Annotated in this window: 18 protein-coding genes; 5 read left to right on the forward strand and 13 right to left on the reverse strand. The window is 64.8% G+C overall.

Features of this window, described 5'->3' with window-relative positions; all coding sequences use genetic code 11:
• Positions 1 to 99 precede the first annotated feature (99 nt).
• The 8 genes from AKN83_RS05645 to AKN83_RS05680 all read right to left on the reverse strand — a co-directional run bounded on the left by AKN83_RS05645 (position 100) and on the right by AKN83_RS05680 (position 8,823).
• Positions 100 to 816 (reverse strand): HAD family hydrolase, encoded by a 717-nt coding sequence (locus AKN83_RS05645; RefSeq protein ID WP_050405060.1) that lies wholly within the window; start codon positions 814 to 816, stop codon positions 100 to 102.
• On the reverse strand, positions 813 to 1,754 hold the full coding sequence (gene cbbX / locus AKN83_RS05650; RefSeq protein WP_050405114.1) for a CbbX protein: 942 nt from the start codon (positions 1,752 to 1,754) through the stop codon (positions 813 to 815). Before cbbX ends, AKN83_RS05645 begins: the two co-directional genes overlap by 4 nt.
• Before the next feature lie 111 nt (positions 1,755 to 1,865).
• Positions 1,866 to 2,291 (reverse strand): ribulose bisphosphate carboxylase small subunit, encoded by a 426-nt coding sequence (locus AKN83_RS05655; RefSeq protein ID WP_050405061.1) that lies wholly within the window; start codon positions 2,289 to 2,291, stop codon positions 1,866 to 1,868.
• Positions 2,292 to 2,303: 12 nt separating this feature from the next.
• Positions 2,304 to 3,761, reverse strand: coding sequence for a form I ribulose bisphosphate carboxylase large subunit (locus AKN83_RS05660; protein ID WP_050405115.1), 1,458 nt, complete (start codon positions 3,759 to 3,761; stop codon positions 2,304 to 2,306).
• A gap of 36 nt (positions 3,762 to 3,797) precedes the next feature.
• The gene (fba, locus tag AKN83_RS05665) at positions 3,798 to 4,880 is read right to left on the reverse strand and encodes a class II fructose-bisphosphate aldolase (protein WP_050405062.1); all 1,083 of its coding nucleotides are present in this window, start codon (positions 4,878 to 4,880) and stop codon (positions 3,798 to 3,800) included.
• A 15-nt stretch (positions 4,881 to 4,895) separates the two neighbouring features.
• A complete protein-coding gene (tkt, locus tag AKN83_RS05670) occupies positions 4,896 to 6,908 on the reverse strand; it encodes a transketolase (RefSeq protein ID WP_050405063.1) in 2,013 nt (670 codons plus the stop codon).
• Positions 6,905 to 7,780, reverse strand: coding sequence for a phosphoribulokinase (locus tag AKN83_RS05675; protein ID WP_050405064.1), 876 nt, complete (start codon positions 7,778 to 7,780; stop codon positions 6,905 to 6,907). Before AKN83_RS05675 ends, tkt begins: the two co-directional genes overlap by 4 nt.
• Before the next feature lie 11 nt (positions 7,781 to 7,791).
• On the reverse strand, positions 7,792 to 8,823 hold the full coding sequence (locus AKN83_RS05680) for a class 1 fructose-bisphosphatase (protein WP_430641504.1): 1,032 nt from the start codon (positions 8,821 to 8,823) through the stop codon (positions 7,792 to 7,794).
• 153 nt (positions 8,824 to 8,976) lie between these two features.
• Here AKN83_RS05680 and AKN83_RS05685 point away from each other — a divergent pair, with 153 nt between their 5' ends.
• Both AKN83_RS05685 and AKN83_RS05690 read left to right on the forward strand, forming a co-directional pair.
• Positions 8,977 to 9,903 (forward strand): LysR family transcriptional regulator, encoded by a 927-nt coding sequence (locus tag AKN83_RS05685; protein WP_050405116.1) that lies wholly within the window; start codon positions 8,977 to 8,979, stop codon positions 9,901 to 9,903.
• A gap of 157 nt (positions 9,904 to 10,060) precedes the next feature.
• Positions 10,061 to 11,758, forward strand: coding sequence for an ATP-binding protein (locus tag AKN83_RS05690; RefSeq protein ID WP_157113224.1), 1,698 nt, complete (start codon positions 10,061 to 10,063; stop codon positions 11,756 to 11,758).
• A gap of 22 nt (positions 11,759 to 11,780) precedes the next feature.
• Here AKN83_RS05690 and AKN83_RS05695 read toward each other — a convergent pair whose 3' ends face one another.
• Positions 11,781 to 12,203, reverse strand: a complete 423-nt coding sequence (locus tag AKN83_RS05695; protein ID WP_050405066.1) for a DUF6841 family protein — start codon at positions 12,201 to 12,203, stop codon at positions 11,781 to 11,783.
• Positions 12,203 to 12,907: a TetR/AcrR family transcriptional regulator gene (locus tag AKN83_RS05700; RefSeq protein ID WP_050405067.1), complete on the reverse strand. Its 705-nt coding sequence runs from the start codon at positions 12,905 to 12,907 to the stop codon at positions 12,203 to 12,205. Before AKN83_RS05700 ends, AKN83_RS05695 begins: the two co-directional genes overlap by 1 nt.
• A 155-nt stretch (positions 12,908 to 13,062) precedes the next feature.
• Between AKN83_RS05700 and AKN83_RS05705 the strand changes: the two genes are divergently transcribed.
• Together AKN83_RS05705 and AKN83_RS05710 are read left to right on the forward strand one after the other, a co-directional pair.
• Positions 13,063 to 14,250, forward strand: a complete 1,188-nt coding sequence (locus tag AKN83_RS05705) for an HlyD family secretion protein (protein ID WP_050405068.1) — start codon at positions 13,063 to 13,065, stop codon at positions 14,248 to 14,250.
• An 8-nt stretch (positions 14,251 to 14,258) separates the two neighbouring features.
• Positions 14,259 to 15,866, forward strand: coding sequence for an MDR family MFS transporter (locus tag AKN83_RS05710; RefSeq protein WP_063695199.1), 1,608 nt, complete (start codon positions 14,259 to 14,261; stop codon positions 15,864 to 15,866).
• Positions 15,867 to 15,901: 35 nt separating this feature from the next.
• Here the strand turns inward: AKN83_RS05710 and AKN83_RS05715 are convergent, their stop codons facing one another.
• From AKN83_RS05715 to AKN83_RS05725, 3 genes are all read right to left on the reverse strand, one after another.
• Complete coding sequence (locus tag AKN83_RS05715) at positions 15,902 to 17,545, reverse strand: benzoate-CoA ligase family protein (protein WP_050405069.1); 1,644 nt, start codon at positions 17,543 to 17,545, stop codon at positions 15,902 to 15,904.
• A 140-nt stretch (positions 17,546 to 17,685) separates the two neighbouring features.
• Complete coding sequence (locus AKN83_RS05720; RefSeq protein WP_063695200.1) at positions 17,686 to 18,501, reverse strand: alpha/beta hydrolase; 816 nt, start codon at positions 18,499 to 18,501, stop codon at positions 17,686 to 17,688.
• Between the two features lie 3 nt (positions 18,502 to 18,504).
• A complete protein-coding gene (locus AKN83_RS05725) occupies positions 18,505 to 18,999 on the reverse strand; it encodes a MarR family winged helix-turn-helix transcriptional regulator (RefSeq protein WP_050405070.1) in 495 nt (164 codons plus the stop codon).
• Positions 19,000 to 19,289: 290 nt separating this feature from the next.
• Between AKN83_RS05725 and AKN83_RS05730 the strand changes: the two genes are divergently transcribed.
• Positions 19,290 to 20,456 (forward strand): ABC transporter substrate-binding protein, encoded by a 1,167-nt coding sequence (locus AKN83_RS05730; RefSeq protein ID WP_050405071.1) that lies wholly within the window; start codon positions 19,290 to 19,292, stop codon positions 20,454 to 20,456.
• Positions 20,457 to 20,472: the final 16 nt, after the last annotated feature.

Here is a 20,472-nt window from a genome sequence, read left to right on the forward strand (position 1 = left end):
CGGTAGGATTGTGCCCTCACTACGCAATGGACGCAAGAACCATTTATTTAAGCATCCGAATAAATTTCTCGGAGAGCCAGCCAGCGGCGGCAGCGGCCTTCAGGCATCGATCTGGGAGAGATCATCGACGACCAGCAGGGCTCCGGCGAAATCGTCGTCGCTGAAATAGGTGCTTCTTGTGATGACCACGGGGATGCCGGTCTGCGCGGCGGCGGCGAGACCGTTGCCGGAATCCTCGACCGCGATGCAATCCGCAGGTCCGAGCCCGAGCCGCGTCAGGACCTCGACATAGACGTCCGGGGCCGGCTTCTTCCGTGGCACGTCGTCGCCGGCGACAACAGCCTCGAACAGATCCGCCCAATCTAGCCCCAACGCGACCGACAGCAGCGCGTCGATATTGCCGTGCGAGGTCGTCGTGGCAATCGCGAGGCGCTGGCCGCAGCTGCGCGCGCCGGCGAGCCAGGCCCGCACGCCCGGCCGCAACGGGCAGCCGCCCGCAGCGATCAGCGCGGCGTAGCGCGCGGTCTTGATTGCGTGCAGGCCGGCGATGTCGGCGAATGTCAACGACGGTACCGCGTTCCTCTGGTCGAAGGCGCGAATGCGCTCCTTACCACCGGCGACCCGAAGCAGCCGCGCGTAGGTGACCTGGTCCCAGAACCAATCGAGGCCGGCCTCGGCGAACGCCTCGTTGAAGGCGCGGCGATGCACCTCCTCGGTCTCGGCGAGCGTGCCGTCGACGTCGAAGATCAAGGCACGCGCGTTCGCAATGATGTCACGCGTCCCGGCGCTCCTGATGACGGCCAGCGCCTGGTTCATCGTCCCTCGCCCGTCCCGCCGCCCCCCTTGGTGAACACGCGGCTGGCAAGCACGTCGCCGGCCTCGATCGACATCACGTCGTCGGCCGTGAGCGTGCGGTCGAGCTTCGCCACGATCCGGTTAGCCTGGCGCAGCCGGATGCGGTCGAGCGCGTTGCGGATCGAGCGCGCATTGGAGAACAACGGCTGCGCCTTGCGGATGCCGATGTACCGGGTGAACGCCTCGCGCGCTTCGGGGGAGAAACGATAATTCTGCTGCTGCAGCATCAGCTCGGCGATCCACAGCAGCTCCGCGTCCGAATAGTCCGGGAAATCGATGTGATGCGCGATGCGCGATCGGAATCCCGGATTGCTCTGGAAGAATTTCTCCATACGGTCGCCATAGCCGGCCAGGATCACCACCAGATCCTCGCGCTGCTGCTCCATGACCTGCAGCAGGATCTCGATCGCTTCCTGGCCGTAGTCGCGCTCATTCTCGGGGCGGTACAGATAGTAGGCTTCGTCGATGAACAGCACGCCGCCCATCGCCTTCTTCAAAATCTCCTTGGTCTTCGGCGCGGTGTGGCCGATATATTGCCCTACGAGATCGTCGCGCGTGACGCTGATGACATGGCCGCGGCGCACGAAGCCGAGCTTGTGCAGGATGCCGGCCATCCGCAGCGCAACAGTGGTCTTGCCGGTGCCGGGATTGCCGGTGAACGACATGTGCAGCGTCGGGAACGTCGTTGCCAGCGCCATCTTCTGCCTGATGCGTTCGACCAGCAGCAGCGAGGCGATCTCCCGGATACGCGTCTTCACCGGCTTGAGGCCGATCAATTCAGAATCGAGCTGGTCGAGCACGTCGCCGATGCCGAGGTCGGCGAATTCATGCCGGAGGTCGATGGTTGCGGGTGGTGTCTCGCGGATTTGCTCTTTAATTTGTTCTTGCGCTTGGGTCATCATCCTCTCGCTTCGAGAAAAGCTCCGTCGTCGCTGCGGCGACGACGGAGAAGTGCATCCGGACCAGACGGTCGAGGGAGCAACCCGCCTGGCTTATGAGCCCGGACGCGGTCAGTGATCGCTGTAGCGTTCACCCTCGGGGCGGCCAGCCGCGTAAGCATGCGTCGAGTAATGCAGGTTGCGTCCGGCCGCCTCCTGGCGGTCGAGCCGGAAGCCCGGTTCCTCGCGCGGCCGGTTGACAATGAAGGACAGCCGCACCGACTCCCAGCCGTGGCTGGAGTCGAAGCCGGAAATCCGGATATAGCGGTCGCCATAGACCCGCCGGCAGTCGGCGAGCTCCTTCATGATCCCTGCCGCATCGCGCAGGTCGAACATCGGAAGGCCCCACATGTCCCAATAGGTGTTGCGGGGGTGCGGATCGTCGGTGAACTCGATGTTCACCGCCCAGCCCTTGTCGAGGCAGTATTGCACCTGCGCAGCGATCTGCTCATCGGTGAGATCGGGCAGGAAAGAGAAGCAGCCTTGGGTCACGCGCATGAGAACCTCCTGTCAGACCGCCATGCTCGGCGTGGGAACGAAATCGGGCGCGTCGGTCGATTCGTAGTTGAAGGTGACGTCCTTCCAGACGTCGAGCGCCTCGCGCAGCGGCGTGCAGGTCTGCGCCGCCTTGGCCAGGATCTCCGGGCCCTCATGGACGTAGTCGCGGCCCTCGTTGCGAGCGAGGATCATGGCTTCCAGCGCGACGCGGTTGGCGGTGGCGCCGGCCTGGATGCCGCGGGGATGGCCGATGGTGCCGCCACCGAACTGCAGCACGACGTCTTCGCCAAGCAGATCGAGCAGCTGATGCATCTGGCCGGCATGAATGCCGCCGGAGGCCACCGGCATCAGCTTGTTGAGGCTGGCCCAGTTCTGGTCGAAGAACACGCCGTGCTCGAGCTGCATCGGGTTGAAGTCCTCGCGACAGATGTCGTAGTAGCCGCGCGTGGTGTTCGGATCGCCCTCGAGCTTGCCGACCACCGTGCCGGCATGGATGTGGTCGACACCGGCGAGCCGCATCCATTTCGCGATCACGCGGAACGAGACGCCGTGGCTGCGCTGCCTGGTGTAGGTCGAGTGACCCGCCCGATGCAGGTGCAGGATCATGTTGTTCCGGCGCGCCCATTTCGCCATCGACTGGATCGCGGTGTAGCCGATCACGAGGTCGATCATCACGATGTTGGAGCCGAGCTCATGGGCGAACTCGGCACGCTCGTACATGTCCTCCATGGTCGCCGCGGTGACGTTGAGATAGGTGCCCTTGATCTCGCCGGTCGCGGCCTGCGCGCGGTTGACCGCCTCCATGCAGTAGAGGAAGCGCTCGCGCCAGTGCATGAAGGGCTGCGAGTTGATGTTCTCGTCGTCCTTGGTGAAGTCGAGCCCGCCTTTCAGCGCCTCATAAACGACACGCCCATAGTTGCGGCCGGACAGTCCGAGCTTCGGCTTCACGGTGGCGCCGAGCAGCGGGCGGCCGAATTTGTCGAGCCGCTCGCGCTCCACCACGATACCGGTCGCCGGGCCCTGGAAGGTCTTCACATAGGCGGTCGGCAGCCGCATGTCCTCGAGGCGCAGCGCCTTCAGCGGCTTGAAGCCGAACACGTTGCCGATGATCGACGCCGTCAGGTTCGAGATCGAGCCCGGCTCGAACAGGTCGAGGTCGTAGGCGATATAGGCGAAGTAGCTGCCGGGCGAGTTCAGCACCGGATCGACGCGATAGCACTTGGCCCGGTACTTTTCCGCCGCCGTCAACCGGTCGGTCCACACCACGGTCCAGGTCGCGGTGGAGGATTCGCCGGCCACCGCCGCGCATGCCTCGGTCGGATCGACACCGTCCTGCGGCGTGACGCGGAACAAGGCGATGACATCGGTGTCCTTGGGCTCGTAGTTCGGCTCCCAATAGCCCATCCGCTTGTATTCCATCACGCCGGACTTGTAGCGATCCTTGCCGCGCACCGTGATCGACTGCTGCATGTTCATCGAAATCTCCTGTCGTTCGGCGCCGTCTGCTCAGGCGGCCTGGGTGATCTTTCCAATCTGCGGGTCGAGCGCGCCGGCGCGGTAGCGTCGGGCCATCTCCGGCAGCGCAACCACCTTGATCCTGGCGGCATTGCCGGCGGTGCCGAACTGCTCGAAGCGGTCACGGCAAAGCTCGCGCAGCGCATCCATCGCAGGCTTGAGGAATTTGCGCGGATCGAATTCGCTCTTCGACTGCACGGCGACCTTGCGGAAGGCGGCCGCCATCGCCAGGCGGCAATCGGTGTCGATGTTGACCTTACGTACGCCGTGCTTGATGCCGCGGACGATCTCCTCGACCGGCACGCCCCAGGTCTGCGGCATCTCGCCGCCGAACGCGTTGAACATGTCCTGCAGCGGTTGCGGCACCGAGGACGAGCCGTGCATCACCAGATGCGTATTGGGCAGCCGCGTATGGATCTCCTCGACCAAGCGCATCGCCAGGATCTCGCCGTCGGGGCGGCGCGTGAACTTGTAGGCGCCGTGCGAGGTGCCCATCGCGATTGCCAGCGCGTCGACCTTGGTGGCGCGGACGAAATCGACCGCCTGGTCAGGATCGGTGAGCAGCTGATCGCGGCTCAACTTACCTTCGACGCCGTGGCCGTCCTCCTGCTCGCCGCCGCCATGCTCGAGCGAGCCGAGCACGCCGAGTTCGCCTTCGACCGACGCGCCGACCCAATGGGCCATATCGACCACCCGGCGGGTGATATCGACATTGTACTCGTAGTCGGCTGCGGTCTTGGCGTCGGCCTTGAGCGAACCGTCCATCATCACCGAGGTGAAGCCGCAGCGGATCGCGGTGGCGCAGGCCGCCTCCTCGTTGCCGTGATCGAGATGCAGGCAGAGCGGGATCTGCGGATGCATCTCTTCAAGCGCATCGATCATCTTCGCCAGCATGATGTCGTTGGCGTAGGACCGCGCGCCGCGCGAGGCCTGGATGATGACCGGCGCATCGCAGGAAGCCGCCGCCTCCATGATGGCGAGGCCTTGCTCCATGTTGTTGATGTTGAAGGCCGGCACGCCGTAGCCGCGTTCGGCGGCATGGTCCAGCAATTGCCTTAGTGTGATCCGCGCCATCGTGGCGTCCTCCTTTCAATTCGCTCGTTGAATGAGCTGTCTTGCGGTGGCGGCGACCGCCCCTGGTGTGATGCCGAATTCGCGGTAGAGCACGTCGGCCGGCGCTGACGCGCCGAAGCCGGTCATGCCCACGAATGCACCGTCGTCACCGAGCCAGCGGGCCCAGTCGCCCTCGACCGCGGCTTCGACGCCGACGCGCGGCGCGCCGCCCAGCACTTTTGCGCGATAGTCGCTCGGCTGCTGGCGGAACAGGTCGAAGCACGGGGCCGAAACGACCGCGGCCTTCACCCCTGCTTCCGCCAGCAGCTTTGCGGCTTCGAGCGCGATCGCCACCTCCGAACCCGTTGCAATCAGGGTGACGTCACGCCCGAGGGCCGGCTCGACGAGAATGTAGGCGCCGAGCGCGACCTGGTTGTCCCTGCTGCCGTCGCGAACCGTCGGCAGCGCCTGCCGCGACAGGCAGAGGATCGACGGCGAGGTCTCTGCCTTCAGCGCGCAGTCCCAGGCTTCCGCCGTCTCGACCGCATCGGCCGGACGGAACACCAGCAGGTTCGGGATCGCCCGCAGCGCGGCCAGATGCTCGACCGGCTGATGCGTCGGCCCGTCTTCGCCGAGCCCGATCGAGTCGTGGGTCATCACATGGACGACACGGATGCCCATCAGCGCCGCGAGGCGGATCGCCGGCCGGCTGTAATCGGCAAAGCTGAGAAAGGTGCCGCCATAGGGGATGAAGCCGCCGTGCAGGGCGATTCCATTCATCGCAGCTGCCATAGCGTGCTCGCGGATGCCGTAATGGATGTAGCTGCCGTCGAGCTTGTCCGGCCGCACTGAAACCTGCGACTTCGCCAGCGTCAGGTTGGAATGCGTCAGGTCGGCCGACCCGCCCAGGAGATTGGGCAACGCTTCGGCGATCACGTCGATGACCTGCTGCGACGCCTGCCGCGTGGCGAGTTTCGGACGCTCGGTCGCGAACCGATCGACGAGCTTCGCCATCGCCTCGGCATAGGCGCAGGGCAACTTCCGGTTCAGCGCATCGTGGAACGGAGATCGCTCGCCCTTGCAGACGCTGCGCGAGCGCTCGATCCAGGCCCGCCGCGCGTCGCGGCCGCGACCGCCGAGCTCGCGCCACTCGGCAAGCACCGCATCGGGGATTTCGAAGGCCGGATACGGCCAGCGCAACGCGGCACGGGTCTTCGCTGCCTCATCGGCACCGAGCGGCGCACCATGCACCTTCTCGCTGCCCTGCCGGTTCGGAGCACCGAACCCGATCACGGTGCGGCAGGCGATCAGCGACGGACGATCGCTGGCGCGCGCCTGCCTGATCGCAGCTGTGATCGCCTGCGGATCGTGGCCGTCGATCCGGCAGACGTTCCAGCCGCTGGCCGCAAACCGCGCGCTCTGGTCGTCCGAGCAGGACAGCGAGGTGGCGCCGTCGATCGAGATCTGGTTGTCATCGAACAGCACGATCAGCCGGTTCAGCCGCAGATGGCCGGCGAGCGAGATCGCCTCATGGCTGAGGCCTTCCATCAGGCAACCATCGCCGGCGATCACGTACGTGTAGTGGTCGACGAGGTCGTCGCCGAAGCGGGCGTTCATCAAGCGTTCGGCGAGCGCCATGCCGACCGCGGTCGCGATCCCCTGCCCGAGCGGTCCGGTCGTGGTCTCGACACCCGGCGTATGGCCATACTCGGGATGCCCGGGGGTCTGCGATCCCCATTGCCTGAAAGCCCTAAGCTGATCGAGCGTCATGCGCTCGTAGCCGGTCAGATAGAGCAGCGCATAGAGCAGCATCGAGCCGTGGCCGGCCGACAGCACGAGGCGGTCGCGGTCGGGCCAGGCCGGATCGGTCGGATCGAACTTCAGGAAGTCGGTGAACAGCACGGTCGCGACATCGGCCATGCCCATCGGCATGCCGGGATGGCCGGATTTCGCCTGCTCTACCGCATCGATGGCGAGGAAGCGGATGGCGTTGGCCATCTCGTCGTGGCCGATTTCGGGGCGGCTCGCAACGGACGCAAGTGCGGTCATATCGTTCGCCTCTTTCGTTCGATCAATTGCAGGATCAGCGGGGTCAGGATGAGCTGCATCGCGAGGTCGAGCTTGGCGCCGTGAATCACGATCGAGTTGGCCCGCGACATGAAGCTGTTTGGGATCATCGAGAGTAGATAAGGAAAGTCGATGCCACGCGGGTTCTTCAGCCGGATCACGACCATCGATTCATCGGGCGTCGGGATCCAGCGCGCGATGAACGGGTTCGAGGTGTCGACCGTCGGCACGCGCTGGAAGTTGATGTCGGTCTCGGTAAATTGCGGGCAGATGTAATTCACATAGTCCGGCATGCGGCGCAGGATGGTGTCGGTCACCGCCTCGGTGGAGTAGCCGCGATGGCTGCGATCGCGGTGCAGCTTCTGGATCCATTCGAGGTTGATGACCGGCACGACGCCGATCTTGAGGTCGGCGTGCTGCGCGACGTTCACCTTGTCGGTGACCACCGCGCCATGCAGGCCTTCGTAGAACAAGAGGTCAGAGTTCTCCGGCAGCGCCTCCCAGGCGGTGAAGGTGCCGGGCTTCGCGCCATAGAGCCGCGCTTCCTCCTCGTCATGCACATAGTGCCGGGTGGTGCCGGTGCCGGTCTCGGCATAGTCGCTGAACAGCTTCTCCAGCTCCTCGAACAGATTGGTCTCGGGGCTGAAATGGCTGAAGTGCTTGTTGCCGCGCTCGGCCTCCTCAACCATCATGCTGCGCATCTCGGCGCGGTCGTAGCGGTGGAAGGCGTCGCCCTCGATATAGGCCGCGACCACGTTCTCGCGGCGGAAGATATTCTCGAACGTCTTCTTCACCGAGGTGGTGCCGGCACCGGACGAGCCGGTGATCGAGATAATGGGATGCCTGCGAGACACGCGTTCCTCCCTCAGCGGAACAGGCCGCGCCGCGCGAACAGCGGGGCATCGCTGCTCTCGAACAACGGCTCGACGGTCAGGTGGATCGCATCGACGTCGCGCACGGCGCGCGTCGATCCCATGATCAGCGGCACGCGCTGATGCGGTGTACGTGCCGAGAGTTCCAGAATGCGTGAGCGGCCGCTCGAGGCAGCGCCATTAGCCCATTCCATGATCAGCGCAATGGGATGCGCCTCGTACAGCAGGCGCAAGCGGCCTTCGCGGTAGCCCTGGCGCGCATCCGCCGGATACAGGAACACGCCGCCGCGCATCAGGATGCGGTAGGCTTCGGCCACCAGCGAGCCGATCCAACGCATGTTGTAATCCTGCCCGAGTTCGCCGTTCACGCCGGCGAGGCAGTCATCGATGTAGTTGCGCACCGGGCCGCTCCAGTGCCGGCGGTTCGAGGCGTTGATCGCGAATTCCGACGCCTCCTGCGGCACCCGCAGCTCACGTGCGGTCAGGACGAACGAGCCGGTTCGCGGGTCGAGCGTGAAACAGTCGACGCACTGGTCGAGCGCAAGCACCAGCACGGTTTGCGGACCATAGACGAAGCAGCCGGCCGCACATTGCGCCGTGCCGGGCTCGAAGAAAGTCGAGAGAACGTCGTTGCCCTTCGGCCGGATCGAGAAGATCGTGCCGATCGAGATGTTGTTTTCGAGATTGGCCGATCCATCCAGCGGATCGATCGCGACACAGAGCGGCGCATCGGGATCGAGCGTCTCTGGCAGTTCGACCTCCTCGGACAAGACAGCGGCGACCGGTGCAGTGCGCAGCGCGTCGCGCATCAGTCCGTCCGCGACGATATCGATGGTCTTCTGGCGATCGCCGTCGGGATTGATCCCGCCGCTTTCGCCGCCGATGCCGGCAAGCGGCCCGGCGGCGATGATGCGCGACAGTTCGATCGCGGCGCAGGCAAGGGCTTCGACCACCGCAACGGTCGCGGCGCGCAACGGGTTGTGCTGCGTCGGCCACTCCAGATGGGCATGCAATGCAGGACGAATCTCCACCGGCCACTCCCTTTGATCGCGCCCTCTGTCCCGAGGTGTCGAGCGGCACCGCAAGGAGTCGCCTTCGCCGTATCAACGCGCGATTTGCCGAATTAGGGAAATTTTATTATCTTTGGTCTTGGCAAAGTATTTCTTATGGAGCTTGCGATGGCCGGGAACTTCTCGCGGGACCTCACCATCCGCCAGCTGCGCGCGCTGTCCGCGGTGCACGAGGCCGGCTCGATCACGTCGGCGGCCAACCAGCTGAACCTGACGCAGCCGGCGGTGACGCTGCAGCTCCGCAACCTGCAGGCGCTGGCGGGGTTGCCTCTGATCCAGCGCACCGGCGACGGCATGGCGCTGACCGATGCCGGCGCGCATGTGCTGACGCTGATCGAACGGATCGAGGCGGCGCTGAAGGATTGCGAGCAGTCGCTCGACATGATCGCAGGCCGCAGCGGCGGCCGCGTCGCGATGGGCGCGGTCTCGACCGCGAAATACTTCGTGCCGTTCGCGATCGCGGCGTTCTCACGCCGCTTTCCCAAGATCGAGGTGACGCTGCGGATCGGCAACCGCGAGGAGATTCGCGATGCGCTGCGCGGCTACGACCTCGATATCGCGGTGATGGGCCGGCCGCCGGCCGATGTCGAGGTCGAGATGAAGCCGCTCGGCCGGCATCCGCACTTCATCATCGCCGCACCCGATCATCGGCTGGCGCGCCGGCGGCACGTCGCGACATCGGAGCTCGCCAATGAGACCTTCATCACCCGCGAGCAGGGATCGGGCACACGGATGCTGATGCAGCAATATTTCGAGCGGGTCGGATTGGAGCCGAAGCTCGGCATGGCGATGGACAGCAACGAGACCATCAAGCAGGCCGTCATGGCTGGGCTCGGCATCGCCTTCATTTCCCAGCACACCGTGTTCCACGAACTGGAGGATGGCCGGCTGGTGGTGCTCAAGGTGAAGGGCTTGCCGATCGTGCGGCAGTGGCACGCAATCAGGCGCACCGACAAGATCCTGCTGCCGCCCGCCCAGGCGATGCTGGACTTCCTGGGCAAAGAGGGCTGGCGCTATCTGCCGAACTCCCGCTAACGCCACGACATTGCGATGCCAGTTCGATCGGAAAAATCGAGTTAATGCCGTATGTTAACCATTGAAGTTCCCACGAGCGCGTGCCACATCTTGATTGCGGTCACTGGGGGACCGTATCCCTGCGAGGGAGGATGAACTGCAAAACCAGTCCCCGCCGATGCCTGACTTCAAGGCGTTATTCGAGGCGGCGCCCGGCCTCTATCTGGTGCTGACGCAGCCTGACTTTCGCATCGTGGCAGTAAGCGACGCCTATCTGCGCGCCACCAGGACCGAGCGCGCCGCGATCCTTGGGCGCGGGCTGTTCGAAGTATTTCCCGACAATCCGGACGATCCGGCGGCCGACGGCGCGCGCAACCTGCGCGCCTCGCTGGAGCGCGTGGTCCAGTTCCGCCGCCCCGACACCATGTCGGTGCAGAAATACGACATCCGCAAACCCGAGTCGGAGGGCGGCGGATTCGAGGAACGCTACTGGAGCCCGCGCAATACGCCGGTTTTCGGACCGACCGGACAGTTCACCTACATCATCCATCGGGTGGAAGACGTCACCGGCTTCATTCAGCTGAAGCAGCGCGGCGCCGAACAGGACAAGCTGACCGACCGGCTGCGCGAGCGCACCGAGCAGATGGAAGCCGAAATCTTCATGCGCGCCCGCGAGGTCGAGGCCACGCGGGAGCAGCTCGAGGCCGAGCAGAAGCTGCGCCAGGTGCAGAAGATGGAGGCCGTCGGGCATCTCACCGGCGGCATCGCGCACGACTTCAACAACATCCTGACCGTCATCACGGGCCTGATCGACATCCTCGCCGAGGCCGTGGAACATGACGCCGCGCTGTCGTCGGTGACAAAAATGATCAGCGACGCCGCCGTTCGCGGCGCCGAGGTGACCAAGCATTTGCTGGCCTTCTCGCGGCAGCAACCGCTGCAACCGCGTGAAGCCGACCTCAATACGCTGGTGCAGGACACCGCGCGGCTGCTGCGCCCGTCGCTCGGCGAGCAGATCGAGATCGATACCGCGCTCGAGCCCGACGCCTGGCCGGCCTTCATCGACCCCAACCATATGGCGACTGCGCTGCTCAATCTCGCCGTCAATGCCCGCGATGCGATGCCCGACGGCGGCAAGCTGATGCTGGAGACCAGCAACGTCATCCTCGACGAGGTCTATGCCGCCGCCAATCCCGATGTGCGGGCCGGTGAATATGTGATGGTCGCGGTCAGCGACACCGGCGGCGGAATCCCGGAGGGTATCCGCGAAAAGGTGTTCGAGCCGTTCTTCACCACCAAGGACACCGGCAAGGGCACCGGCCTCGGGCTGAGCATGGTGTACGGCTTCATCAAGCAGTCCGACGGGCATCTCAAGATTTATTCCGAAGAGGGCCACGGCACCTCGGTCAAGCTCTATCTGCCGCGCAGCATGGGCGACATGGTCGACGTCGAGCCGCCGCCTCCGGTCGACATGCGCGGCGGCCACGAATCCATCCTGGTCGTCGAGGACGATCCGCTGGTCCGCAATTACGTCAGCGCCCAGCTCGAGCAGCTTGGCTACCGCACCATGGTCACCGCCAACGGCCCGGAGGCATTGGCTGCGGTCGAGAACGGCTTCGTCTGCGACGTGCTGTTCACCGACGTCATCATGTCCGGCGGCATGAACGGCCGGCAGGTGGCCGATGCCGTGATCGCCAAGCTGCCCTCGGTGCGCGTGCTCTTTACGTCGGGCTATACCGAGGACGCGATCATTCATCACGGCCGTCTCGACCCGGACGTGACGCTGTTGCCAAAACCCTATCGCAAGGCCGATCTCGCCCGGATGATCCGGCAGGTGCTGGCCCAGCCTCCGGCATCGGCGGTGGCGGCCAAGTAACCCGACTTGTAACGCGGCTTGCTCAGGGACCAAAGCTCGAGCGGCTCTGGATCTTCCAGGTGCCGCCGAGCAGGCTCAGCACATAGAGGGAATCGTAGACCCCGATGACCGATCCGTCCTCGCGGTAGCGCGTATAGCGGACGGCGTAATGCGCCTTGGCCGGCGAGGACTGTACGAGCCTGGTCTCATTCCAGGCGCTGTGATGCCAGCCGTCCTGCTTGCGCAGCCGCTCGAACAGGTCCATCGGATTGTTGCCGGGCTGCTGATAGACGGTGACCACGCCGCCGGCGATCCGCACATGCGGGAAGTGCATCAACGCGTCCATGGCTGACGCGTCATAGCGATTGAGCGCCGCCATCCAGCGCGTCAGAATATCTTCACATCTGGCTTGGTCATCGCGCGAGATCCGCGCTTCGACGGTGTAGGTCGCGGCCGGCTCCGGCATCACGCGTCTCCGCTTTGCTTGTTGATCTGATCGGCCGGCACGGCGCACCCGAACAGGAACAGCCCGGCACAGGCCTTGGCGCGGGCCTCGATCTGCGCCCGCGACAGCGGTGGCCGATGGCCATACATCACGTCGCGTTGCGGCTGGAAGACCAGCATGCCAAGCAGCATTCCCGCGGCAGCCTGTGCGTCGTCCACTGCTAGCCGTCCCCGCCGCTGCTGCGTACCCAGCCACGCAGCCAGCGCGCCGAGGGTCCGCTGCATCGCCTTCTCGTAGAACATCTCGGCGATGTCGGGGAATTTGTCGCTGTCGGCCAGGATGATCCGCTGGAGTGCGATGACCTCGGCATCGAGTATGAGCTCGGCACAGGTCAGCAGCGCGGCCTCCAGCGCCGCCGCGATATCGCGGCCATCGCACGCGCCGAGATTAACGCTGGATATGAATCGGTCCATACGGTCCGTCACCGTGCCTTCGAACAGCGCCAACTTGGTTGGGATCAAACGATAGAGCGTCTTGGTGGAGACGCCGGCCCGGCACGCCACGTCGGCGATGCTGGCCGCCGCAAACCCGCGCTCTGAAAATTCACGCCGCGCGGCGTCATAGATCAGCGCACGCGTCTCATCGTCGGAACGAAGCTGCGGCCGCCCGCGGCCACGCCGCGCCGGCGCCGTTTGCTCTGTCTGGTCCTTGCCGTTTCGGTTCATGCGCGAGCCATGCTTTTAGATGACGACTGTCATTCTATTGACAGTCCAAATATGGGCTCTATTTTGGAAAACATCAAGTTTCCTAATTATCCCGGGTGACCGACCTCAAAATTCGTAAGGTTTCCCAGACGGATAGAGCATCAGGAGCGCCTGCCATGAGCCAACATGAAACGTCCTTCAAGGCCGAGAGCCAGGTTCCGGCCGGGGCCGGCAAGCAGTTGATCGCCAATCCGGAGGCCGCCAAGCCCCCCGCCGCCAAGGGCAAGCTACGCCGCCTGCTGATGACCGGCGCAGCTCTCGCCGTCCTCGCGGGCGGCGCCTGGTACGGCTGGGATTACTGGACGGTCGGCCGCTTCCAGGTTTCGACCGACGACGCCTATGTGAAGGCCGACAACACCACGATCGCACCGAAGGTCTCCGGCTATCTCACTGCGGTGCTGGTCGGCGACAATGAGCAGGTGCGCGCCGGCCAGATCCTGGCACGGATCGACGAGCGCGATTTCAAGGTCGCGCTTGATCAATCGAAGGCCGATGTCGCTGCCGCCGAAGCCGCGATCACCAGCAAACGCGCCCAGCTCGACGTGCAGCACTCCGTGATCGAGGCGGCGCGCGCGACGCTTGCGGTGGATACCGCGACGCAGACCTTCGCCGAGCAGGAGAACAAGCGCTACACCGACCTCGCCGGCACGGGCTACGGCAGCCTGCAGAACGCACAGCAGGCGCAGTCGCGCTACGCCAGCGCGCAGGCCGCCATCACCCGCGACACCGCAAACCTCGCCTCCGCCGAGCGCCAGGTGGAACTGCTCAAGGCCGAGATCGCCCAGGCGATCGCGGCATTGGGACGGGCCACTGCCCTGCAACACCAGGCCGAGCTCAATCTTAGCTACACCACCATCATCGCGCCGATCGACGGCGTCGTCGGCAACCGCACGCTGCGGACAGGCCAGTACGTGCAGGCCGGCACGCAGTTGATGTCGCTGGTGCCGGCTACCGGCGCCTATGTGATCGCGAACTACAAGGAGACGCAGCTTACCCATGTCCGCAAGGGCCAGCCGGTCGAGATCGAGGTCGACATGTTCCCCGGTCAGGTCGTGCGCGGCCATGTCGACAGCCTCGCGCCGGCAAGCGGTCAGGAGTTCGCGCTGCTGCCGCCGGACAACGCCACCGGCAACTTCACCAAGGTGGTGCAGCGTATCCCGGTCAAGATCGTGCTCGACGCAACCAATGTCGATTTGCGGCCGGGCATGTCGGTGATCCCCTCCATCGCGACGCTGTCGCATCCTGCCGGGGAAGCTCCGCGCTCCAGCACGTCTCCCAAGCTTGCTGTCGCCTCATTCAAATAGGTGATGTCATGTCCGACCTCGCGCTCTCCTCCCCCGCCGCGGCTTCCCCCGCTGCCACCGTGGATCCCAATCGCGCCAGCGTGACCGTCTGGATCTCGATCCTGGCGGCCATGATCGGTGCCTTCATGGCGATCCTCAACATCCAGATCACCAACGCATCGCTGCTCAACATCGAGGGCGGCATCGGAACCGGCGTCGACAACGGGTCCTGGATCTCGACGTCCTATCTGATCGGCGAGATCGTGGTGATCCCGCTCACCGACTATCTCAGCCGAGTGTTCTCGTTCCGCAAGATCATCATCACCTTCGCTACGCTGTTCGCGGCCTTCTCGGTCGCCTGCGCCTTCACCCACGATCTGCCCTCGATGATCGCGATGCGCGGCCTGCAGGGCTTCTTCGGTGGCGTGCTGATCCCGATGGCCTTTACGCTTGTCTTCACCAAGCTGCCGAAGCCGCAGCAGCCGATTGGGCTGGCGATGTTCGCGCTCGCGGTGACCTTTGCGCCGGCGATCGGCCCGACCATCGGCGGCTACCTGACCGAAAATTACGGCTGGCAAACCATCTTCTTCGTCAACGTGATCCCGACCGCTGTCATGGTCGCGACCCTGTATTTCACGCTGCAGCGCCAGCCGATGCGGCTGCATCTGCTGCGCGAGGGCGATTGGCTCGGCATCATCACGATGGCGATCGGCCTGTCGTCATTGCAGGCGGTGCTCGAGGAAGGCAACAAGGACGACTGGTTCGGCTCGCCCTTCATCGTCAAGCTCGCCGTGATCGCCGCGGTCAGCCTGACCCTGTTCATCTGGATCGAGCTTGTGGTCGAGAAGCCGCTGCTCCGGCTGCGGCTCCTGACCCAGCGCAGCTTCGGCTTCGGTACCATCTCGGCGGTGTTCGTCGGCTTTGCGCTGTTCGGCTCGGTCTATCTGCTGCCCGCCTATCTCGGCCAGGTGCAGCGCTACAATGCCGAGCAGATCGGCCAGGTGCTGGCCTGGACCGGCCTGCCGCAACTGATCCTGATCCCGCTGGTGCCGAAGCTGATGCAGCGCTTCGATGCCCGCCTGATCGCGTTCACCGGCATGACGCTGTTCGCGATCTCCTCCTTCATGAACATCCAGATGTCGCTCGACTATTCCGGCGACCAGTTTTTCTATCCGAACATCGTTCGCGCCGTCGGCCAGGCGATCACGCTGGCGCCGCTGTCCGCCATCAGCCTCGGCAGTGTCGCGCCGCAGGATGCGCCGGCGGCCTCCGGCATCTCCAACATGATGCGCAACCTCGGCGGCGCGATCGGAACGGCGCTGCTCTCGACCATCGTCACCAAGCGCGAGCAGTTCCACTCCAACATCATCGGCCAGTCCGTTCACCTCGGCCGCGACGAGGTGCGGACCCGGATCGCCGAGGTCACCAACTACTTCCTCAGCCACGGCATCTCGGACCCCGCCACCGCACACAGCCAGGCCATCGTGGCGATCGGCAACATCGTGAAGCGTCAGGCGCTGGTGCTTGGCTTCAGTGACGCCTTCGCCGTGATCGGCGTCGTGCTGGCGCTCGCCGCGATTGCGATCGTTCTGACCGGCAAGCCGAAAACCGCGGCGGGCGGCGCCGGTGCGCATTGAACGCGGAGGCGGCGGCCACGGCCGCCGCCTTGCCTCTAGCTCGCCTCGCGCAGCTTGAAGCGCTGGATCTTTCCGGTCTGGGTCTTCGGCAGCGCTTCGACAAAAGCGATCGCGCGGGGATATTTGTACGGCGCGATCGTCGCCTTGACGTGATCCTGCAACAGCTTGACCTCGACATCGTCGCTGCGCGCGCCCTGCTTCAGCACGACGAAGGCCGAGACGATCTGTCCCCGCTCCTCGTCGGGTGCGCCGATCACCGCACACTCCGCGACGTCGGGATGGCCGAGCAGCGCCGCTTCGACCTCGGGACCGGCGATGTTGTAGCCCGCGGAGATGATCATGTCGTCGGCGCGCGCCACGAATGACAGCCGGCCGTTCTCGTCGCTGACGAAGGCATCGCCGGTGATGTTCCAGCCATCGCGGACATACTTGGTCTGCCGAGAATCGGCGAGATAGCGGCAACCGGTCGGGCCGCGAACCGCCAGCTTGCCGACCTGGCCCGCCGGCAACTCGTTCATGTCCTCGTCGACGATCTTCGCCTGGTAGCCGCTCACGGGCGTGCCCGTGGTGCCGGCGACGGCGCTGCCGATTCGGTTGGTGATGAAGATGTGCAGCAACTCGGTGCTGCCGATGCCGTCGAGGATCGGCTTGCCGGTTTTCCTGGTCCAGCTCTCGAACACCGGCGCCGGCAGCGTCTCGCCGGCCGAGACCGCGAGCCGCAGCGACGACAGATCGGCGCCCTTGTCCATCGCGGCCAGCATCGCCCGATAGGCCGTCGGCGCGGTGAAGCAGATCGTCGCCTTGTAGGTCTCGATGATCCGGATCATCTCGCTCGGCGCCGCGTTCTCCAGCAGCGTCGCGGTAGCGCCGAAGCGCAGCGGGAAGATCGCCAGCCCGCCGAGGCCGAACGTGAACGCGAGCGGCGGCGAGCCGACGAACACATCGTCCGGCGTCACCTTGAGCACGTCCCGCGCATAGCCATCCGCGACGATCAGGAGATCGCGGTGGAAGTGCATGGTCGCCTTGGGCTCGCCCGTGGTGCCCGACGTGAAGCCGAGCAGCGCGACGTCGTCGCGGCCGGTCTTCACCGCATCGAACTTGACCGGTTTGTTCAGCGCGATCCGGTCGAGCTCGGCGTCGTGGTTCTGCGTACCGTCGAAGTTAACGACCTGCTTGAGGAATTTGCTGGTCTTGGCGCAGGCCACCAACTCGTCGGCGATGCGGCTGTCGGTCAGCGCCAGCGCAATCTCGGCCTTGTCGACGATCTTAGCCAGTTCGCCGGCGCGCAGCATCGGCATGGTGTTGACGACGACGGCGCCAGCCTTGGTCGCCGCAAGCCAGGCCGCGACCAGCGCCGGGTTGTTGCCGGAGCGGATCAGGACGCGATTGCCGGGCTTGACGCCGTAATTCTCCACCAGCGCGTGCGCCAGGCGGTTCGACCAGTCGGTCAATTCCTTGTAGGTGCGCTGGCGGCCGTTGCCGATCAGCGCGATGCGATCGCCCATGCCCTGCTCGACGATGCGGTCGGTCAGCTCGACCGCGGCATTGAGATAATCGGGATAGCTAAACTCGGGCCGGTCGAGCAGCAGCTTCGGCCACTGCGCGAATGGCGGCAGGTTGCGCCGCGCGAAATCGTCGACATGCCCAGATGGGCTGAGCCCGGGAAATTCACCTGACATTCGATTGCCCCTCGCTTTCCATCCAGAAAGGCCAAGACCAACATCGTATCGAGGACGCCCGGCAGCGTTCCAAACGCCAATCATTTTATACTTAAAATAATTTGGCGCAAGGGTGGAGAATGGCTGCGGCCCCTGGAATCTCAGATCTGCGTGAGCTGCTTCAGCCGCGCGACCATGTCCGACTCCGGGTCGGCGAGCGGAGCGATCGCGGTGAAATGATTGGCGTCGGGCAAGGTGCCGAATCGCGTCGTCACACCCGCTCTGCCCCAGACGTCGGCGATGGTCTGGCTCTGCCGGTGATATTCGGCACTCTCGGCGCCGCCAACCACCGCATCGAGCGTCGCGCCTGCGGGCGCTTTCCATAGCAACGGGCTCGCCGCCCTTGCCGCGTCGCGGTCGAGCCCAAGCGCCTTGTTGATGGAGGTGCCGACCAGCGGCTCGAGCTCGAACAGGCCGGAGATCGCGTAAGCAGCCCTGACCAGATTCGTCGGCAGCGACGTATCGTAGACCGGCCAATCGGTCGCGAGCATGCATGCGGCAAGATGCCCGCCCGCGGAATGCCCCGACACGACCAGCGGCCGGCCGAGTTTTGCAAGTTCGCGGCACGCCGCGCGCATCTCGCCGATGATGTCGCCGATTGAGACATTGGGGCAGAGGTCGTAGCTCGGCACCGCGACGCTGATGCCGTGGCCGTTGAGGCCCCGCGCGCAGTGGCTGGACGACGAGCCGTCCAGCGCCTGCCAATAGCCGCCATGGATGAAGACCACCAGCGGCCCGTCGCTGTTACCCTCGAACAGGTCGATGACGTTGCGGCTGCCGGCACCGTAGCTCAGCCGCCGCGGCGGGTGCTGTTCGCGATAGGCCGCGGAGTCCCGCGCCCAGCCGGCCATCAGCGCCGGGTTTTCCGGCACTCGCGCCCGGTTGTTATATTCGACCTCGTAATCGATCTCGCTCACGGCTTAAGCGGTCCTTGCCTTGGCGGAACGCTGGGCCGAGCCTTTGGCCTTGGCGAGCAGCCGCATCAGTTCGCGGATATCCTTCGGCGACAAATCGCCGAAGATATCGGCGATCCACTTCTCGTGCTCGGCCGCCATCTTGCGGAATTCGGCGCGGCCAAGCTTGGTCAGCCGGATGAACTGCACGCGGCGGTCGGTCTCCGAGGTGCGGCGATCGAGATGACCGGACTCGACCAGCCGCTCGACCAGCCCGGTGACGTTGCCGTTCGACACCATCATCCGCTTCGAAAGGTCCGACAGCGTCATGCCGTCCGGCACCTTGTCGAGCTGGGCCATCAGGTCGAAGCGCGGCAGCGTGACGTCGAACTTCTCGCGCAACTGGCTGCGTACCTCGCCTTCGATCAGCGTGGTGCAGGTCAAGAGGCGGAGCCACAGCCTGAGCTCGGTGCCGTGATCGTCCGGCAATTCGACGGCTTTGGTTTCGGAATCGAGGTTCATGCGGCGATCGTGCCTTCGCGGCGGGTCCCGGCCGGGCCGGTTGTTTTGAGCTTCAAGCAATTCGCGCTGCGCCGCAAGGACAATTGCGAATCCTGCCTGATAAGCCAGACCGATCCCTGCAATTTCTTTAAACCTCAAGCAATTGGCGCGACGCTTGCATGTGCCTCGCTGCATGGTGCTGGCTTGCCCTGGCACGACGCCACATCGCTTGCGGCGGTCGCGCGCGTCAGACTAAGCTGAGGCCAAACGGGCGGAAGCCGAAACATCACGGCGGTTGTTGGGGGAGAGACATGAAGCAATTGACGAAGCTCGTGGGATTGGCGGCGCTGCTGGGTATCGCGGCGACCCCGGCCATCGCGCAGGAGAAGATCAAGATCGGCGTGTTGGTGACGACCTCGGGCCCGGCCGCGGCGCTTGGCCAGCAAGTCCGCGACGGCTTTGCGCTCGCGATCAAGGATCTCGGCGGCAAGATGGCCGGCCGCGATGTCGAGATCGTCAACGCCGACGACGAACTCAAGCCCGATGGCGCGGTCGTCAAGGTGCGCGGCCTGCTCGAGCGCGACAAGGTCGATTTCGTAGTCGGCCCGATCTTCTCCAACATCCTGCAGGCGATCCATCGCCCGGTCACCGACAGCAAGACCTTCCTGATCAGCCCGAATGCCGGCCCCTCAAGCTATGCCGGCAAGGAGTGCAACCTGTTCTTCTATGTGACCTCGTACCAGAACGACCAGGTCCACGAGATCCTCGGCAAGGTGGCGCAGGACCGCGGCTACAAGCGCGTCTATTTGCTGGTGCCGAATTATCAGGCCGGCCGCGACTCCGTCGCAGGCTTCAAGCTCGACTACAAGGGCGAAATCGTCGAGGAATCCTACACGCCGCTGAACACGCTGGATTTCCAGCCCGAGCTGTCCAAGATCGCCGCGCTGAAACCTGACGCGTTGTTCACCTTCATGCCGGGCGGCATGGGCGTGAATCTCGTGAAGCAGTACAAGCAGGCCGGCGCCACCGTGCCGGTGCTCTCCGCCTTCACCGTCGACGAATCCACCCTGCCCGCACAGCAGGACGCCGCCGTCGGCATGTTCGGCGGCGCGAACTGGGCCCCGAACCTCGACAACCCCCAGAGCAAGAAGTTCGTCGCGGCCTATGAGGCGGCCTACAAGGGCGTGCCCGGCACCTACGCCATGCAGGCCTATGACGCGGCGCTGTTGATCGACAGCGCGGTCAAGGCCGTGAAGGGCGACCTTTCCAACAAGGATGCCGTCGCCGCGGCGCTGAAGAAGGCCGACTTCACCTCGCTGCGCGGTAACTTCAAGTTCAACAACAACGGCTATCCGATCCAGGATTTCTACCTCACCAAGGTCGCGAAGCGGCCGGACGGCAAATTCCAGACCGAGATCGTCGAAAAGGTGTTTTCGAATTATGGCGACCGCTACGCCAAGGACTGCGCGTCGAAGTAAAGATCAGGAGGAAACA

The sequence above is a fragment of the Bradyrhizobium embrapense genome (assembly GCF_001189235.2).
Classification (GTDB): Bacteria; Pseudomonadota; Alphaproteobacteria; order Rhizobiales; family Xanthobacteraceae; genus Bradyrhizobium; species Bradyrhizobium embrapense.

Coding starts and splice junctions, on each gene's coding strand:
- cbbX (WP_050405114.1), bottom strand. CDS start 1,754: ATGACCCAAGCGCAAGAACAAATTAAAGAGCAAATCCGCGAGACACCA.
- AKN83_RS05690 (WP_157113224.1), top strand. CDS start 10,061: ATGCCTGACTTCAAGGCGTTATTCGAGGCGGCGCCCGGCCTCTATCTG.
- AKN83_RS05645 (WP_050405060.1), bottom strand. CDS start 816: ATGAACCAGGCGCTGGCCGTCATCAGGAGCGCCGGGACGCGTGACATC.
- AKN83_RS05700 (WP_050405067.1), bottom strand. CDS start 12,907: ATGAACCGAAACGGCAAGGACCAGACAGAGCAAACGGCGCCGGCGCGG.
- AKN83_RS05685 (WP_050405116.1), top strand. CDS start 8,977: ATGGCCGGGAACTTCTCGCGGGACCTCACCATCCGCCAGCTGCGCGCG.
- AKN83_RS05655 (WP_050405061.1), bottom strand. CDS start 2,291: ATGCGCGTGACCCAAGGCTGCTTCTCTTTCCTGCCCGATCTCACCGAT.
- AKN83_RS05660 (WP_050405115.1), bottom strand. CDS start 3,761: ATGCAGCAGTCGATCACGGTGCGCGGCAAGGATCGCTACAAGTCCGGC.
- AKN83_RS05705 (WP_050405068.1), top strand. CDS start 13,063: ATGAGCCAACATGAAACGTCCTTCAAGGCCGAGAGCCAGGTTCCGGCC.
- AKN83_RS05710 (WP_063695199.1), top strand. CDS start 14,259: ATGTCCGACCTCGCGCTCTCCTCCCCCGCCGCGGCTTCCCCCGCTGCC.
- AKN83_RS05725 (WP_050405070.1), bottom strand. CDS start 18,999: ATGAACCTCGATTCCGAAACCAAAGCCGTCGAATTGCCGGACGATCAC.
- AKN83_RS05730 (WP_050405071.1), top strand. CDS start 19,290: ATGAAGCAATTGACGAAGCTCGTGGGATTGGCGGCGCTGCTGGGTATC.
- tkt (WP_050405063.1), bottom strand. CDS start 6,908: ATGACCGCACTTGCGTCCGTTGCGAGCCGCCCCGAAATCGGCCACGAC.
- AKN83_RS05695 (WP_050405066.1), bottom strand. CDS start 12,203: ATGCCGGAGCCGGCCGCGACCTACACCGTCGAAGCGCGGATCTCGCGC.
- AKN83_RS05715 (WP_050405069.1), bottom strand. CDS start 17,545: ATGTCAGGTGAATTTCCCGGGCTCAGCCCATCTGGGCATGTCGACGAT.
- fba (WP_050405062.1), bottom strand. CDS start 4,880: ATGGCGCGGATCACACTAAGGCAATTGCTGGACCATGCCGCCGAACGC.